General features: G+C 74.6%; 19 protein-coding genes and 1 tRNA gene. 17 read left to right on the plus strand and 3 right to left on the minus strand.

All coding sequences use genetic code 11. The annotated features are described in order from the left end of the window. Nucleotides 1-17 precede the first annotated feature (17 nt). The 12 genes from ABD948_RS06380 (at nucleotide 18) to ABD948_RS06435 (ending at nucleotide 6443) form a co-directional block, all read left to right on the plus strand. Nucleotides 18-659, plus strand: coding sequence for an FtsB family cell division protein (locus ABD948_RS06380; RefSeq protein WP_345263796.1), 642 nt, complete (start codon nucleotides 18-20; stop codon nucleotides 657-659). Further along, nucleotides 656-1180 carry a DUF501 domain-containing protein gene (locus ABD948_RS06385; RefSeq protein WP_345263798.1) on the plus strand — a complete coding sequence of 175 codons (525 nt, stop codon included), beginning with the start codon at nucleotides 656-658 and terminating at the stop codon, nucleotides 1178-1180. The genes ABD948_RS06380 and ABD948_RS06385 overlap by 4 nt, the downstream gene beginning before the upstream one ends. Next, the gene (locus ABD948_RS06390) at nucleotides 1177-2085 is read left to right on the plus strand and encodes a Ppx/GppA phosphatase family protein (RefSeq protein ID WP_345263800.1); all 909 of its coding nucleotides are present in this window, start codon (nucleotides 1177-1179) and stop codon (nucleotides 2083-2085) included. Before ABD948_RS06385 ends, ABD948_RS06390 begins: the two co-directional genes overlap by 4 nt. Before the next feature lie 52 nt (nucleotides 2086-2137). After that, a complete protein-coding gene (locus ABD948_RS06395; protein ID WP_345263802.1) occupies nucleotides 2138-2566 on the plus strand; it encodes a phage holin family protein in 429 nt (142 codons plus the stop codon). Continuing rightward, entirely contained in the window at nucleotides 2563-2802 is a 240-nt protein-coding gene (locus tag ABD948_RS06400) for a DUF3618 domain-containing protein (RefSeq protein WP_345263804.1), read from the plus strand. The genes ABD948_RS06395 and ABD948_RS06400 overlap by 4 nt, the downstream gene beginning before the upstream one ends. Beyond that, nucleotides 2784-3608, plus strand: coding sequence for a uracil-DNA glycosylase (locus tag ABD948_RS06405; RefSeq protein WP_345263806.1), 825 nt, complete (start codon nucleotides 2784-2786; stop codon nucleotides 3606-3608). Before ABD948_RS06400 ends, ABD948_RS06405 begins: the two co-directional genes overlap by 19 nt. Nucleotides 3609-3642: 34 nt before the next feature. After that, a complete protein-coding gene (locus ABD948_RS06410; protein WP_345263808.1) occupies nucleotides 3643-4377 on the plus strand; it encodes a VOC family protein in 735 nt (244 codons plus the stop codon). A gap of 29 nt (nucleotides 4378-4406) precedes the next feature. Continuing rightward, complete coding sequence (locus ABD948_RS06415; protein WP_345263810.1) at nucleotides 4407-4925, plus strand: glycine cleavage system transcriptional repressor; 519 nt, start codon at nucleotides 4407-4409, stop codon at nucleotides 4923-4925. Beyond that, on the plus strand, nucleotides 4922-5467 hold the full coding sequence (gene def, locus ABD948_RS06420; RefSeq protein ID WP_345263812.1) for a peptide deformylase: 546 nt from the start codon (nucleotides 4922-4924) through the stop codon (nucleotides 5465-5467). Before ABD948_RS06415 ends, def begins: the two co-directional genes overlap by 4 nt. Before the next feature lie 5 nt (nucleotides 5468-5472). Further along, nucleotides 5473-5548 (plus strand) — tRNA-Leu (locus ABD948_RS06425). Between the two features lie 153 nt (nucleotides 5549-5701). Beyond that, nucleotides 5702-6214, plus strand: coding sequence for a hypothetical protein (locus tag ABD948_RS06430; RefSeq protein ID WP_345263814.1), 513 nt, complete (start codon nucleotides 5702-5704; stop codon nucleotides 6212-6214). 37 nt (nucleotides 6215-6251) lie between these two features. Continuing rightward, a complete protein-coding gene (locus ABD948_RS06435) occupies nucleotides 6252-6443 on the plus strand; it encodes a hypothetical protein (RefSeq protein WP_345263816.1) in 192 nt (63 codons plus the stop codon). Here ABD948_RS06435 and ABD948_RS06440 read toward each other — a convergent pair whose 3' ends face one another. Both ABD948_RS06440 and ABD948_RS06445 read right to left on the minus strand, forming a co-directional pair. Then, on the minus strand, nucleotides 6444-6821 hold the full coding sequence (locus ABD948_RS06440) for a YdeI/OmpD-associated family protein (protein ID WP_345263818.1): 378 nt from the start codon (nucleotides 6819-6821) through the stop codon (nucleotides 6444-6446). Continuing rightward, complete coding sequence (locus tag ABD948_RS06445) at nucleotides 6818-7216, minus strand: VOC family protein (protein WP_345263820.1); 399 nt, start codon at nucleotides 7214-7216, stop codon at nucleotides 6818-6820. The genes ABD948_RS06440 and ABD948_RS06445 overlap by 4 nt, the downstream gene beginning before the upstream one ends. Nucleotides 7217-7320: 104 nt before the next feature. Between ABD948_RS06445 and ABD948_RS06450 the strand changes: the two genes are divergently transcribed. The 3 genes from ABD948_RS06450 to ABD948_RS06460 all read left to right on the plus strand — a co-directional run bounded on the left by ABD948_RS06450 (nucleotide 7321) and on the right by ABD948_RS06460 (nucleotide 10082). Next, a complete protein-coding gene (locus ABD948_RS06450; RefSeq protein ID WP_345263822.1) occupies nucleotides 7321-8304 on the plus strand; it encodes a helix-turn-helix transcriptional regulator in 984 nt (327 codons plus the stop codon). 9 nt (nucleotides 8305-8313) lie between these two features. After that, nucleotides 8314-9012 carry an SAM-dependent methyltransferase gene (locus ABD948_RS06455; RefSeq protein WP_345263824.1) on the plus strand — a complete coding sequence of 233 codons (699 nt, stop codon included), beginning with the start codon at nucleotides 8314-8316 and terminating at the stop codon, nucleotides 9010-9012. A gap of 197 nt (nucleotides 9013-9209) precedes the next feature. Continuing rightward, complete coding sequence (locus ABD948_RS06460) at nucleotides 9210-10082, plus strand: Bax inhibitor-1/YccA family protein (protein WP_345263826.1); 873 nt, start codon at nucleotides 9210-9212, stop codon at nucleotides 10080-10082. Between the two features lie 85 nt (nucleotides 10083-10167). Here ABD948_RS06460 and ABD948_RS06465 read toward each other — a convergent pair whose 3' ends face one another. Next, nucleotides 10168-11196 (minus strand): SGNH/GDSL hydrolase family protein, encoded by a 1029-nt coding sequence (locus tag ABD948_RS06465; protein ID WP_345263828.1) that lies wholly within the window; start codon nucleotides 11194-11196, stop codon nucleotides 10168-10170. 81 nt (nucleotides 11197-11277) lie between these two features. On the opposite strand from ABD948_RS06465, the gene ABD948_RS06470 reads away from it, so the two are divergent. Together ABD948_RS06470 and ABD948_RS06475 are read left to right on the plus strand one after the other, a co-directional pair. Next, nucleotides 11278-12690 (plus strand): cystathionine beta-synthase, encoded by a 1413-nt coding sequence (locus ABD948_RS06470; RefSeq protein WP_345263830.1) that lies wholly within the window; start codon nucleotides 11278-11280, stop codon nucleotides 12688-12690. 32 nt (nucleotides 12691-12722) lie between these two features. Beyond that, the gene (locus ABD948_RS06475; RefSeq protein WP_345263831.1) at nucleotides 12723-13664 is read left to right on the plus strand and encodes a coiled-coil domain-containing protein; all 942 of its coding nucleotides are present in this window, start codon (nucleotides 12723-12725) and stop codon (nucleotides 13662-13664) included. The last annotated feature ends 38 nt before the right edge of the window (nucleotides 13665-13702 follow it).

Raw genomic sequence — 13702 nt, forward strand, 5'->3', positions numbered from 1 at the left:
CGGGCAGACTGGGGCCCGTGCCTGCCGACCGCCCCCACGCTCCGCGCCCCGGCCGGGCTCCCCGACGTCGTCCGGGAGCCGGCCCGGGGCAGGGACGACCCCGAGGTGCCCGTGGCGCGCGTCCGCGCACGACGTCCGCCGGCGCGGCGGCGGCAGCCGCCCCCGAGAAGACCTCGACGACGCCCCGCCGCCTGCGCCTGAGGCCCCGGATGACCGGCCGGGCCGCCGTGCTCGTGGTGGTGCTGGCGGTGCTCGCCGTCAGCTACGCCTCCTCGTTGCGCGCCTACCTGCAGCAGCGCTCCCACATCGGCGACCTCAAGGCGCAGATCGAGGAGCGCCAGGAGGGCATCGCCGACCTGCAGCGCGAGAAGGAGCGGTGGAACGACCCCGCGTTCGTCGCGGCCCAGGCGCGCGAGCGCTTCGGTTACGTCGAGCCCGGCCAGACCTCCTACGTGGTGCTCGACGAGGACGGCGAGCCGCTCGAGCCCGAGGCCGAGCTGGGTGACCCGAGCGCGGTCGACCCCGAGGAGCCGACCGCCGTCTACGAGGACCTGTGGACCTCGGTGCAGCTGGCCGGCAACCCGCCGGCCCCCGGGCGCCCTCCGCGCAGCGAGATCGGCGCCGTCGAGGGCGAGACGGGCGAGAGGTCCGCGGAGTGATCTCTCCCGAGGACGAGTCGGTGGTGCACCGCCAGCTCGGGCGGCCCCCGCGCGCCATCGCGGCGGTGGGACACCGCTGCCCCTGCGGCAACCCCGACGTGGTGACCACCCAGCCGCGGCTGCCCGACGGCACGCCGTTCCCCACGACCTTCTACCTCACCTGCCCGCGTGCGGCCTCGATGATCGGGACCCTCGAGGGGTCGGGCCTGATGAAGCAGATGCAGGCGCGCCTGGGCGAGGACGAGGAGCTGGCGGCGGGCTACCGCGCCGCCCACGACGCCTACCTGGCCGCCCGCGCCGAGCTCGGCGAGGTGCCCGAGATAACCGGCGTCACCGCCGGGGGCATGCCCGACCGGGTCAAGTGCCTGCACGTGCTGGCCGGCCACGCGCTCGCGGCCGGGCCCGGCGTCAACCCGCTGGGCGACGAGGTGCTCGACCGGCTGGGCGCGTGGTGGGCCGAGGGTCCCTGCGTGCCCGCCGACGAGCCCGCCGACGAGCAGACGGAGCCCGGCGCCCCGTGAGCGGAGCGGTGGCCGCGATCGACTGCGGCACCAACACGATCAAGCTGCTGGTCGGCGAGCCGCCGCACGCGGTCCTGCGCGAGATGCGGATGGTCCGGCTGGGGGAGGGGCTCGACGCGTCGGGTCGGATCGGCGAGGCCGCCCTGGGGCGGGCCTTCGCCGCCATCGACGAGTACGCGGCGATCATCGCCGAGCACGACGTGCCGACCGAACGGATCCGCTTCTGCGCCACCTCGGCCTCGCGCGACGCCGAGAACGCTGCGCAGTTCGTGGCCGGGGTCCGCGCGCGGCTCGGCGTGGCGCCCGAGGTGCTCAGCGGCGCCGAGGAGGCAGCGCTCTCCTTCACCGGCGCCGTGCGCCACCTGCGCGCAGAGCCCGCGTGGCCGGTGCTGGTGGTCGACATCGGCGGCGGGTCCACCGAGCTGGTGCTGGGGGACCGGTCCGGTCCGCAGAGCGCGCACTCCATGGACATCGGCTCGGTGCGCCTGCACGAGCGGCACCTGGCCGACGACCCGCCCACGGCCGCCCAGGTGGAGGCGCTGCTGGCCGACGTCGACGCCGCGCTCGCAGCGTGCCCGGTGCCGGCCGCAGAGGCGGCCACGGTGGTGGGGGTGGCCGGCACGGTCACGACGGTCGCGGCCGCGGTGCTCGACCTTGCGGCCTACGACCGCGCGGCGCTGGACCAGCAGGTGCTCGATGTCGACGACGTGCACGCGGCGGTGCAGCGCCTGGTGGGCCTGAGCGTGGCGGAGCGCCGCGAGCTGCCCTACCTGCACCCGGGCCGTGCCGACGTCATCGGCGCGGGCGCGCTGATCTGGTCGAGGGTGCTGGAGCACGCGGGCGTGCGACAGGTCGTGGTGTCCGAGTGCGACATCCTCGACGGGATCGCGGCCAGCATCGGCTGAGACGTCGGGGGCGTGCGGGTTTCGACGACTCCGCGGTGGCTACCGGGGGCTCATGAGCGAGACCACCACGACCAGCGGCGCGCCTGCGTCCCGACCGCCCTCGGAGGAGACGCTGGGTGGCCTGGTGCACCAGCTCTCCACCCAGGTGCCCGAGCTGATCCGCAGCGAGCTCCGGCTGGCCCAGGCCGAGGTGACCCAGAAGGGTCGCGACGCCGGCAAGGGCCTGGGTGCCTTCGGCGCAGCCGGGCTGCTGGCGCTGTACGGCGTGGGTTGCCTGCTGGCCGCCGCGATCCTGGCGCTGGCCCTCGCGCTGCCGGCCTGGGCCGCTGCCCTGGTCGTGGGCGGTGTGCTGCTGGCCGTCGCGGGGATCGCCGCTCTGCTGGGTCGCAACGCGGTCGCGAAGGCCACCCCGCCGGCGCCCGAGCGGGCGATCGCCGGCCTCAAGCAGGACGTCGAGACGTTGAAGGGCGGCAACCGATGAGCACCTCCGAGCCCGAGCGGCTGGCCGCCGAGGTGGAGGCCCAGCGCGAGCAGCTGGCCGAGACCGTCGACGAGCTGCAGGCACGCCTGGACGTCAAGGCGCGCGCCCACGAGACAGCGCACGACGTCGCCGACCGGTTGACCACCGACCAGGGGCGGCCGAGCCCCGCGGTGATCGCTGCCGGCGCGGGAGCGCTGCTGCTGGTCGGTCTGCTGGTGTGGCGACGACGCCGCTGAGCGACCCCGCGCCGCTGCCGCACCCCGGCACCGGGCAGCCGTTCGACTCTCCGGTGCCACCGGGCGCTGGGTGGCCGGGGGATCCGGTCGACGTCGCGGAGCAGGAGCCCGGCGACCGTCTGGCCGCGCTCGGTGCCCGGATCAGCACGTGTCGTCGCTGCCCGCGACTGGTGCGGTGGCGCGAGCAGGTGGCGGCCGAGAAGCGTGCCGCCTACGCGGAGGAGCCCTACTGGGGGCGGCCGATCGCCGGGTGGGGCGACCCCGAGCCGGCCGTGCTCGTGGTGGGTCTGGCCCCGGCCGCCCACGGCGCCAACCGCACCGGCCGGGTCTTCACCGGCGACCGGTCCGGCGACTGGCTCTTCGCCTCGCTGCACCGGGTCGGGCTCGCCAACCAGCCCACCAGCGTGCACGCCGCCGACGGGCTCGCCCTGCGCGGCACCCGGATCGTGGCCGCCGTGCGCTGCGCGCCGCCAGACAACAAGCCGACGACGGCGGAGAAGGCGCGCTGCGCCCCGTGGCTCGACCGCGAGCTGGCTCTGCTGGCGCCGCACGTGCGCTGCCTGGTGGCGCTCGGCTCGATCGGGTGGGACGCCACGCTGGGGGCGGCACGCCGCGCCGGCTGGGAGGTGCCGCGGCCCAAGCCGCGCTTCGGCCACGGTGCCGAGTCCGTGCTGGGCGGCCCCCACGGGGAGGTGGTGCTGCTCGGGAGCTTCCACCCCAGCCAGCAGAACACGTTCACCGGGCGCCTCACCGAGCCGATGCTCGACGCCGTCCTGGGTCGGGCGGCCGGGTTCGTCGACCGCTGAGCCGAGCGGCGTCAGCGGGACTACGGTGAGTCGCGTGTACCTGGAGAACATCGTCCTCGACGCCGTGGACCCGGGGCGTCTGGGCCGCTTCTGGGAGGCGGCGCTGGGCGGGGAGCGGCTGACCGACGAGCCGGCCGGCTTCGAGACGCACCTCGACCTGGGTGGTGGGCTGGGGCTGGACCTGTGCCTGCAGAGGGTGCCCCTGCCGCCGAGCGAGCCGCTGCGCCTGCACCTGGACCTGCTGGGGAGTGAGGCCGCACAGCAGGCCGCGGTCGTGGATCGCCTGCTGGGGCTGGGCGCCCGCCACCTCGACATCGGCCAGCACGCGGGCGACGGGGTGCCGTGGGTGGTGCTCGCGGACCCCGAGGGAAACCCGTTCTGCGTGATGGAGGAGCGCGAGGCCTACACGGACACCGGGCCGATCGCCGCCCTGCCCTTGGACTCCGCCGACCCGGACGCCGACGCCGAGCTGTGGCGCTGGCTCACCGGGTGGGAGGACGTCGAGGGCTACGCGCCGCGGTCCCTGCGGGCTCCGTCGCGGCGCGGCCCGCTGCTCGAGCTGTGCCCGGAGCAGGAGCCGGCCGCCGGCAAGAACCGGCTGCACCTGGACCTGCGACTGGAGAGCGGTGATCTCTGGGACGAGGTCGAGGAGGGGGTGCTGGCACGTGGTGGACGGCGCGAGCACCCGGCCTGGGAGTCCGAGGTGCCGTGGCGGATGTACGCCGACGGCTCCGGCAACCACTTCTGCCTGCTGCCCGCCCGCGGCTGACCGGGGCGGGAGAGTGCGAGGATGGTGCCGTGAGCCTGCACGCCATCACCGTCCTGGGGCACGACCGCCCCGGCATCATCGCCGAGACCACCGAGCAGCTGGCCGGGCTGGGCCTCAACATCGAGGACTCCACGATGACGCTGCTGCGCGGGCACTTCTCGATGATGCTGCTCTGCGCCGGGGACGCCGAGGAGCACGCCATCGCCGCGGCGCTGCAACCGCTGGAGACCGACGGCACGCTGTCGGTCGCGGTGCGCGCCGTGCCGGTCGAGGACCGGGTGCCGCCGCGGGGGAGCGCCTGGGTGCTCACCGTGCACGGAGGTGACCGCTCCGGCATCGTCTCGGGTGTCATGGCCGCCGTGGCGGGAGTCGGCGGCAACGTCACCGACCTCACCACCCGTTTGGCCGGCGGTCTCTACCTCCTGGTGGCGGAGATCGACCTGCCGGCCGACGGCGGCGCGGCGTCGCTGCAGTCGGCGGTCGACGACGCCGCCGGACAGCTCGGCGTCCGCGCGACGCTGCGAGCGGCCGAGCCCGACGAGCTGTGAGCAGCGCTCTCTCGGCGGCGCTGGAGGTGCTGCCCGCGGGTCGGGTGCTGCCGGTCGTCCGCGCACCCGCGGAGGTGCTCTCCACGCCGTCGCCCCACGTGGACCCCACCGATCCCGCGGTGCTGCAGCTGGCCGCCGACCTGGTCGCCACGATGCGGGTCAGCCCCGGCTGCGTCGGGCTCGCCGCGCCCCAGGTGGGCGTGGCGGCCCACGTGTTCTGCGTCGACGTCACCGAGCACCCCAAGACCCGCACGCAGCACGGCACCTTCGTGCTCTGCAACGCGGTCGTGGTCGAGGCCTCGCGCAACGAGCGGGCCCGCGAGGGCTGCATGAGCGTGCCCGACCTGACCGGCGACGTGAAGCGCGCCAGCCGCCTGACCGTGCGCGGGGCGCTGCCCGGCAGCGGCGAGGAGGTGACGGTCACGACCGACGCCTTCGAGGCGCGCGCGCTCCAGCACGAGATCGACCACTGCGAGGGCTTCCTGTTCGTCGACCGGGTGGCGGGTGCCCACGCCATCCACGCCCGCAAGACCTACCTTTAGTGCCGGCCCCCGTATCCCAACGGCAGAGGAAGGCGCCTTAAAAGCGCTGCAGTGTGGGTTCGAGTCCCACCGGGGGCACCACCGGGGGAACCGCCGGGCCGAACCGCGAACCAGGTGGCCGCTCGGAGCGTCACACCCGACGACGTGCCACACCGACTGACCGGAGACGACATGCCGCACCGCTCGGGAACCCCGACCCACTCGCCTGACTCGACCGACTCGACGCGTCGGGGGGTGCGCGCCCTGCTGCTCGTGGTCGCCCTGCTGCTGCCGCTGGCCCTCGCCGCGCCGGCCTCGGCCGACGGCGACGTCGTCCGCGACGACTCCTACTACAGCGGTCTGCGGCTGATGAAGGTGGACCGTTCCCCCGAGGGGATGAGGGTGCTCACCTACTTCTCGACGCCGTACGACAAGCACCTGCTGCGGGTGCGCGAGCCGGGCCGGAAGGGACCGACCTTCACGATCACCTGGCGCACCGACGGCACCTCGGGCCGGTACGTGGTCGTCCGGACGGCCCGCTTCACGGCGCTGGGTCCGGCCCGGACCGTGGCCTGCCGCACGCGCGCCGTGCCGGTGGAGGGCAGGGAGAACCGCCGGATGGTCTTCAGCGTCCCCGCGGAGTGCCTGCGCCTGCGTACCGGCGTCGACCTGCCGCGCCTGGCTGTCGACCAGCGGGCCTACGAGGTCACCGGCACCCGCGAGCAGCTGCTCGACTCGATGCCGTTCACCCGGCCGTTGGTTCCGTAGGCAACCGCACCGGCCCTCGGTCGGGCAGGATGGCGCCGTGCGCCCCCACCCCGTCCCGGTCGTGATGGCCGTGGTCTTCGGCACCGTGCTGTTCCTGACGAGCTGCGGAGTCGTGCTCACGGCGTTCTACGTCGCGGGCTGGATGGGCCTCGTCGCGCTCTCGGCCGCGGTGGGCGGCGCGCTCTGGGTGGCCCGGGAGTGGCACCTGTTCGCCAGCTCGCGGCGCTGATCACCCCACGGTGCCCGTCGGGGTCGGGTCCCAGGTGCCCAGCGCCCGGGCGCGCTCGACGGCGCCGAGCCCGGCCGGCGTCATCAGTCCGGCCGCGGTCAGCCGTGCGACGCGCTCGCGGTTGCTGGCGCTCCACGTGCTGCGCCGGCGGCGCGGCGAGAAGCGCATCACCGAGGCGTGCTCGTCGTGGCGGCGCCGCGTGGAGTCGATCCAGCCGACGCACAGCGCGTGCTCGACCGCCTCGACCATGCCGATGCCGGGGCGGGGGCTGTCGCGGTGCTCCAGCACCAGCCAGGCCTCGGGCTCGGTCGTGGCGTGGGCGAGCAGCCAGGTGCGCCAGGCACCGGCGTCGGACGCCCGGACCAGACTGCCCGTCACCGCGCACCCACCATCGCGAGGTAGTGCTCGTTGTACATCACACCGAGCACGTTGCCGAAGGGGTCGAGGACCGAGGCGGTGACGAAGCCCGGCCCCTGCTCGGTCAGGGGAAGGTGCTCGGTGGCGCCGAGCGCCAGCAGCCGCGCATGCGCTGCCTCCACGTCGTCCACCGCCCAGTAGGTGACCGCGGTGCCGGGGCCGCCGTCGGGCACGTGGCGCCGGTCGAGCAGGCCGAGCTCGGCCTGGTGGTCGCCTACCCGGAACTCGACGTAGGCCAGGGCACCCTCGTGCTCCTTGGCGAAGTAGGCCTCGATGCCGAGCACCTCGGCGTACCAGTCGCGGGCGGCCGGGACGTAGTCGACGGCGTAGGTGATGGTGGTGAGTCCGCGCAGCACGGGTCCTCCTGGGTGGGTGAGCGGGTGGGTGGTGCGTGTCGGGTCACGACGATGCCGCCTGAAGTGCTCACCGAGTGATCACTTTGTGTGGCAGATTTCCTCCGGTGAGAGCAGACCGACTCGTCGCCGCGCTGCTGCTGCTCCAGCAGCGCGGCCGGGTGACGGCCGCGGAGGTGGCCGACGAGCTGGAGGTCTCGGTGCCCACCGCCCGCCGCGACCTCGAGGCGCTGGCCGCCTCGGGGGTGCCGGTCTACCCGCAGCGCGGCCGCGGTGGGGGCTGGCAGCTGGTCGGGGGCGCCCGCACCGACCTCAGCGGCCTCACGGCCAGTGAGGCCGAGGGGCTGCTGTGGCTGCTGGGTCCGGCCGCGGGCGGGTCGCCGGCCACGCGCACCGTGGTGCGCAAGCTGCTGCGCGCCCTCCCGGCACCGCTGCGCGAGGGGGCCGAGGCGGCCGGCCGCGCCGTCGTCGTCGATCCGCGGCGCTGGGGCGGCGAGGACGAGCTGGCGGAGCCGGCCGCGCTCGGTGCCTGGCGCGAGGCCGTGCTGCGACGTCGCCGCGTGCGGCTGCACTACCGCGACGCGCGGGGGCGGGTCAGCGAGCGTGCGGTGGACCCCTGGGGCGTGGTGGAGAAGGACGGCACCTGGTACCTCTTGGGGGGCACCGCCGCGGGGCGACGCACGTTCCGGCTCGAGCGGGTGCAGGAGATCGAGGTCACCGACGAGCAGGCGCAGGTGCCCGCCGACCTGGACCTGGCGCGAGACTGGGCCGCGACGGTCGAGGAGGTCGAGCGCCGACGCAGCGGCGTCCGGGCCGTGCTGGAGACCGAGCAGCGCTGGCTCGGCGTCCTGCGCACCCAGTTCGGCCGTCACCTCGAGGTGCTCCAGGAGCAGGCGGGCGAGCCTCGCGACCGCCACCCCGAGCGCGTGCGGGTGCGCGTGGCGGCCTCGAGCACGCTGGACCTCGCCCGGGTCCTGGCGGGCTGGGGGAGCGACGTCGTCGTGCTGGAGCCGCCCGAGCTGCGCGACCACCTCCTGCGGATCGGCCGCGCACTGGTGGCCGCTAACGTTCACGACGACACGAAGGAGTAGGACACGACCATGCACGACGACGAGCAGTCCCCGACCGCGGACGGGTCCACCGACTCCGCCGACGAGCTGGCGCACCTCTACACCCAGGAGGCGTGGGACGCCCGCTACGACGAGTCCGGGCAGTCCGGCGGCATCTGGAGCGGGGAGCCCAACCAGCGCCTGGTGGAGCAGGTCGCCGACCTCGAGCCGGGCGACGCCCTGGAGATCGGCGCCGGCGAGGGCGCCGACGCCGTCTGGCTGGCCCAGCGGGGCTGGCGGGTCACCGCGCTGGACGTCTCGGTGATCGCGCTCGGCCGGGCGGTCCAGCACGCCGCGGAGGCGGGCGTGGGTGACCGGGTCTCGCCGCTGCACCTGGACCTGATGACCTTCGGCGGCTCGCTGCCCGGCGGGTACGACCTGGTCTCGGCCTCCTACATGCACGTGCCTCGCCCGAAGTTCGCCGAGTTCTGGAACCGGGTCGGCGCCTCCGCCCAGCCCGGCGGCGGGCGGTTGCTGGTCGTCGGGCACCACCCCGACGACATCGCCACCGGCGTGCGGCGCCCGCACGGCCCCGATCTGCTGTTCACGCACGACGACGTCGTCAGCGCCCTCGACCCGGACGCCTGGACCATCCGGCACGCAGATTCGCCGACGCGCGAGATCGACCGTGACGGCGAGCGCGTGACCGTGCGCGACGCCGTGGTGCTGGCCGAGCGCAAGCGGATCTGACCCCCGGCCGGGAACGATCCCCGCCACCGCGCGGGCCCCTGGCCGAGCCTGCCTGAACGCCGCCTGAGAAGGGGCCTGATCGGGAACGAACCGGCCGGGTCCGGCGTTGTGATGAGCGAGGCTCGGTAGGGTGGGCCTCACCACGGTGATCGTCAAGGCGACGGTCGCTGACCCCGGCCTCCAAGGAGAGACCAACCATGCAGAGCAACAACCCGGTGTTCCGCCGCTCGGAGGAGTTCAACCGCAGCGGTGCGGGCGCCCACCAGTACGGAAACCAGACCGCAGGCGGCGCGGCCTACCCGGGCTACGGCGAGCCCTCCCAGTGGGGCACCGGCGAGCCCGGCCACGGCGCGCCCACCCACGCTCCCGCCTCCAGCGGGCCCATGACCATCGACACGGTCGTGCAGAAGACGGCGATGTCGCTCGGCGTCGTCATCGTCTTCGCGCTCGCCACGTGGATCCTGACCCCCGAGGTCAACCAGTTCAGCCAGCCCGAGGACATCAGCCCCCTCATCGCGGCGGCCACCATCGGCTCGCTGGGTGCCTTCGCGCTCTCGCTGGTCAACTCCTTCAAGCGCATCATCAGCCCCGCGCTGGTGCTCGGCTTCGCCGCGCTCGAGGGTGTCGCGCTCGGTGGCCTCTCCAAGCTGTTCAACATCATGTACGGCGACGGCGTCGTCCAGGGCGCCGTCATCGGCACCTTCGCCGCCTTCGCCGGCACGCTGGCCGCCTACAAGGTGCTCAACATCAAGGTCGGCGACAAGTTCCGCAAGTTCGTCGTCGCCGCGGTGTTCGGCATGATCGGCCTCTCCGTCATGGAGCTGGTCCTCAGCCTCTTCGGCGCGCAGATCGGCCTCTTCGGCGTCAGCGGCCTGGGCATGGTCACCGCGGTGGCCGGCCTGGTGCTCGGTGTGTTCATGCTGATCATGGACTTCGACTTCGTCGAGCAGGGCATCGCCAACGGCCTGCCCGAGCGCGAGTCGTGGCGTGCCGCCTTCGGCATGACCGTGAGCCTGGTCTGGATCTACACCAACCTGCTGCGCATCCTGGCCTTCTTCAGCCAGGACTGACCCCAGCACCCTCGCAGCACCCGCACGACAGCGAAGGCCCCCGGAGCGATCCGGGGGCCTTCGTCGTTCGTCAGGGGGGCGGGGATCAGGCGACGGGGTGGGGGCCGGCCTCGTCGCGCTCGGCGGGGGCCTGCTCCTCGGCCTGCGGACGACGACGGCGGTGCCTCAGCTCGACCCAGCGTCCGCGCAGGCCGCGCTTGGCGCCGGCGACGTCGGTGCCGTCGAGCTCGGTGCCCGGCTCCTTGACCGCCTGGACGGCGGCGCGGGTGATGGGCAGCACGCCCTCGCCGCGGAAGGGCTCGGGCAGCGCCTCGTCGTCGGGCGCGAGGCCGGCCGCGGCCACCACGGAGGGGATCAGCACCGCACTCATGTGCAGGTAGCCCTCCGCGGAGGGGTGGAACTGGTCGGGACCGAAGAGCAGCGCCGGGGCGGCGTCGAACTCCGGGCCCAGGATGGAGCCGAGCGAGACGGTGCGCCCACCCTCCTCGATGACGGCGATGGTCTGCGCGGCGGCCAGCCGGCGCGACCACGAGCGGGCCACCTGCTTGAGGGGCGGCGCGATGGGCTTGATGGTGCCGAGGTCGGGGCAGGTGCCCACCACCACCTCGACGCCGGCCTCGCGCAGGCGCCGCACGCCCTCGGCCAGATGGGCGACCGACTGCGAGGGCGGCACCACGTGGGTGACGTCGTTGGCGCCGATCAGGATGATCGCGACGTCGGGCTCGATCATCAGCGCCCGGTCGACCTGGCCCGCCAGGGCGGACGTCTGGGCGCCGACGACGCAGAACTCCTTGAGGTAGACGCGACGGTCGGCGTGCACGGCGACGCCGGTGGCCAGTCGGGCACCCGGCGTCTCCTCGACGCGCTCGACGCCGTAGCCGGCGGCGCTGGAGTCGCCGAGCAGGGCCAGGCGGATGGCGGGGCCGGGGAGGCCGCGGCCGTACCAGCCGCTGGCGTCGGGCGTGGGGTCGTCGAGCGGGCCGCCGATGGTGCGGCGGGCCAGCTTGGCCTCGGCGACGAGCACGCCGTACAGCCCGGCACCGATCACCGAGAGACCGCCGCCGCCGTACGCCGCGGCGGCCGCCAGCCGTCGCGCCGCACTCGCTCCACCCACGCGGCGATACTAGGGCGGGGCCGGGGGGCACGACGGGGCCGGGGTTGTGCGGGGAGTCCGTCCGCGGCCTAGTCTCAGTACGTGGACTACGTGGACTCCGTGATCGACCTCATCGGCAACACCCCGCTCGTGCGCCTGGGCCGCACGCTCGACCTCCCGGGCACGGGTCAGGAGGGGGAGCAGGCCAGCGGGCCGCTGGTGCTGGCGAAGGTCGAGTACCTCAACCCGGGCGGCTCGGTGAAGGACCGGATCGCGACCCGGATGATCGAGGCGGCCGAGGCCTCGGGCGAGCTGCAGCCCGGCGGGACGATCGTCGAGCCCACCTCCGGCAACACCGGCGTCGGCCTGGCCATGGTGGCCCAGCAGAAGGGCTACCACTGCGTGTTCGTGTGCCCCGACAAGGTGAGCGAGGACAAGCGCAACGTGCTGCGCGCCTACGGCGCCGAGGTCGTGGTCTGCCCGACGGCGGTCGCGCCCGAGCACCCGGACTCCTACTACAACGTCTCGGACCGCCTCGCCTCGCAGCCCGGCGCCTGGAAGCCCAACCAGTACGCCAACCAGCACAACCCGCGCTCGCACTACGAGACCACCGGCCCCGAGATCTGGGAGCAGACCCAGGGTCGGATCACCCACTTCGTCACCGGCATGGGCACCGGCGGCACCATCTCCGGCGTCGGTCGCTACCTGAAGGAGCAGAACCCCGGGGTCCAGGTGATCGGGGCCGACCCGGCCGGCTCGGTGTACTCCGGCGGCACGGGCCGCCCCTACCTGGTGGAGGGCGTGGGCGAGGACTTCTGGCCCGAGACCTACGACCGCACCGTGGCGGACCGTGTCATCGAGGTCTCCGACGCCGACTCCTTCGCGTTCACCCGACGCCTGGCGCGCGAGGAGGCCCTGCTGGTGGGCGGTTCGTGCGGCATGGCCGCGTTCGCCGCGCGGACGCTGGCCCACGAGCTGGCCGGCACCCCCGAGGGTCGCGACGCCGTCGTCGTGGTGCTGCTGCCCGACTCCGGGCGCGGCTACCTGACCAAGATCTTCAACGACGACTGGCTGGCGCAGTACGGCTTCGCCACCGGTCAGGAGCGGCCCACGCGCACGGTGGGCGAGGTGCTGCGCGGCAAGTCCGGGCAGCTGCCCGACCTGGTGCACACCCACCCCGGCGAGACCATCGCCGAGGCCGTGCACATCCTGCGCGAGTACGCCGTCTCCCAGATGCCCGTGGTGCGCGCCGAGCCGCCCGTGGTGGCGGCCGAGGTGGCCGGCTCGGTCTCGGAGCGGGCGCTGCTGGACGCGCTCTACGCCGGGCAGGCCCGGCTGACCGACCAGGTCGAGGACCACATGTCGCCGCCGCTGCCCACGATCGGCTCCACCGAGGACCCCCGCGAGGCCGTGGCGCTGCTCGAGAAGGCCGACGCCGTGCTGGTGCAGGAGGACGGCAAGCCCGTCGGCGTGCTGACCCGCCAGGACCTGCTGGCGTTCCTCGCGGTCGGCTGAGCCGGGCCGCCAGGATCACCCGGGATCGAACGGTGAGCACAGGGGTCGGCATCGAGGAGCTGCGTGCGGCGGAGCGGGCCAGCGAGCGCCAGCGTGCCCTCGAGCACCGGTTGCGTGCCGCCGAGGCGCACGGCCGGACCTGCGCGAGCGCCGTGCGGGAGGCCGAGGCGGCGCTGGGCGCCGAGCAGGCCGACGTCGAGAAGCTGGAGTCGCTCTCGATGGGCAGGGTGATCGCGGCCCTGGCGGGCCGCCGCAAGAGCGACCTGGCGCGGGAGCGGGCCGAGGCGCAGGCCGCCGAGCTGGTGGTCGCCGAGGCACGCGAGCGGCTGCGCGTGGCCGAGGGGCAGGTCGACGAGGTGCGCGCGGAGCTGGCTGGGCTGGGCGACGTCGCCGAGCAGGAGCGCGCGGCGCGCGAGCTGCGCGAGCGGGCGTTGCGCGCGGTGCCGGGCGAGGCCGGCGAGCGGCTCACCCAGGTGGCACGGGCCAGTGGCGAGCTGGAGGCGCGACTGCGCGAGTACGAGGAGGCGCTCGAGGCCGCGAGGGTGGCGCACGGGGCGCTGGCGGCCGCGGCCGACCGCCTCGGGCGCGCCTCGGACTGGGCGGGCTGGGACACCTTCGGCGGCGGGGGCCTGCTCACCGACGCGCTCAAGTACCAGCGCATCGACGAGGCCACCGCGCGGTTGCGCGACGCCGACCGCGCGCTGGTGCACCTGGCCCGCGAGCTCTCCGACGTCGAGGTCGGCCCGGTACAGCGACTGGAGGTGCCCGAGCTGACCCGGGCGATGGACGTCTGGTTCGACAACATCGTCAGCGACTGGGGTGTGCGCTCGCGCGTGCGCGACGCCCTCGCGCGCGTGCAGGGCCTGCTCGGGCAGGTGAACCGGCTCGGCGACGACCTGGCGCGCAGCCGCAACGGCGTGACCGAGCAGCTGGCGCGGGCCGAGGAGGAGCGGCTGCGGCTGCTGGAGTTCTGAGGACGGATCCGCGTACCGGCGCGCCGTCGGACGTGCGA

This window comes from Nocardioides nanhaiensis (assembly GCF_039542785.1).
In the GTDB taxonomy this organism is placed as follows: Bacteria; Actinomycetota; Actinomycetes; order Propionibacteriales; family Nocardioidaceae; genus Nocardioides; species Nocardioides nanhaiensis.

Coding starts and splice junctions, on each gene's coding strand:
- ABD948_RS06395 (WP_345263802.1), top strand. CDS start 2,138: ATGAGCGAGACCACCACGACCAGCGGCGCGCCTGCGTCCCGACCGCCC.
- ABD948_RS06400 (WP_345263804.1), top strand. CDS start 2,563: ATGAGCACCTCCGAGCCCGAGCGGCTGGCCGCCGAGGTGGAGGCCCAG.
- ABD948_RS06455 (WP_345263824.1), top strand. CDS start 8,314: ATGCACGACGACGAGCAGTCCCCGACCGCGGACGGGTCCACCGACTCC.
- ABD948_RS06460 (WP_345263826.1), top strand. CDS start 9,210: ATGCAGAGCAACAACCCGGTGTTCCGCCGCTCGGAGGAGTTCAACCGC.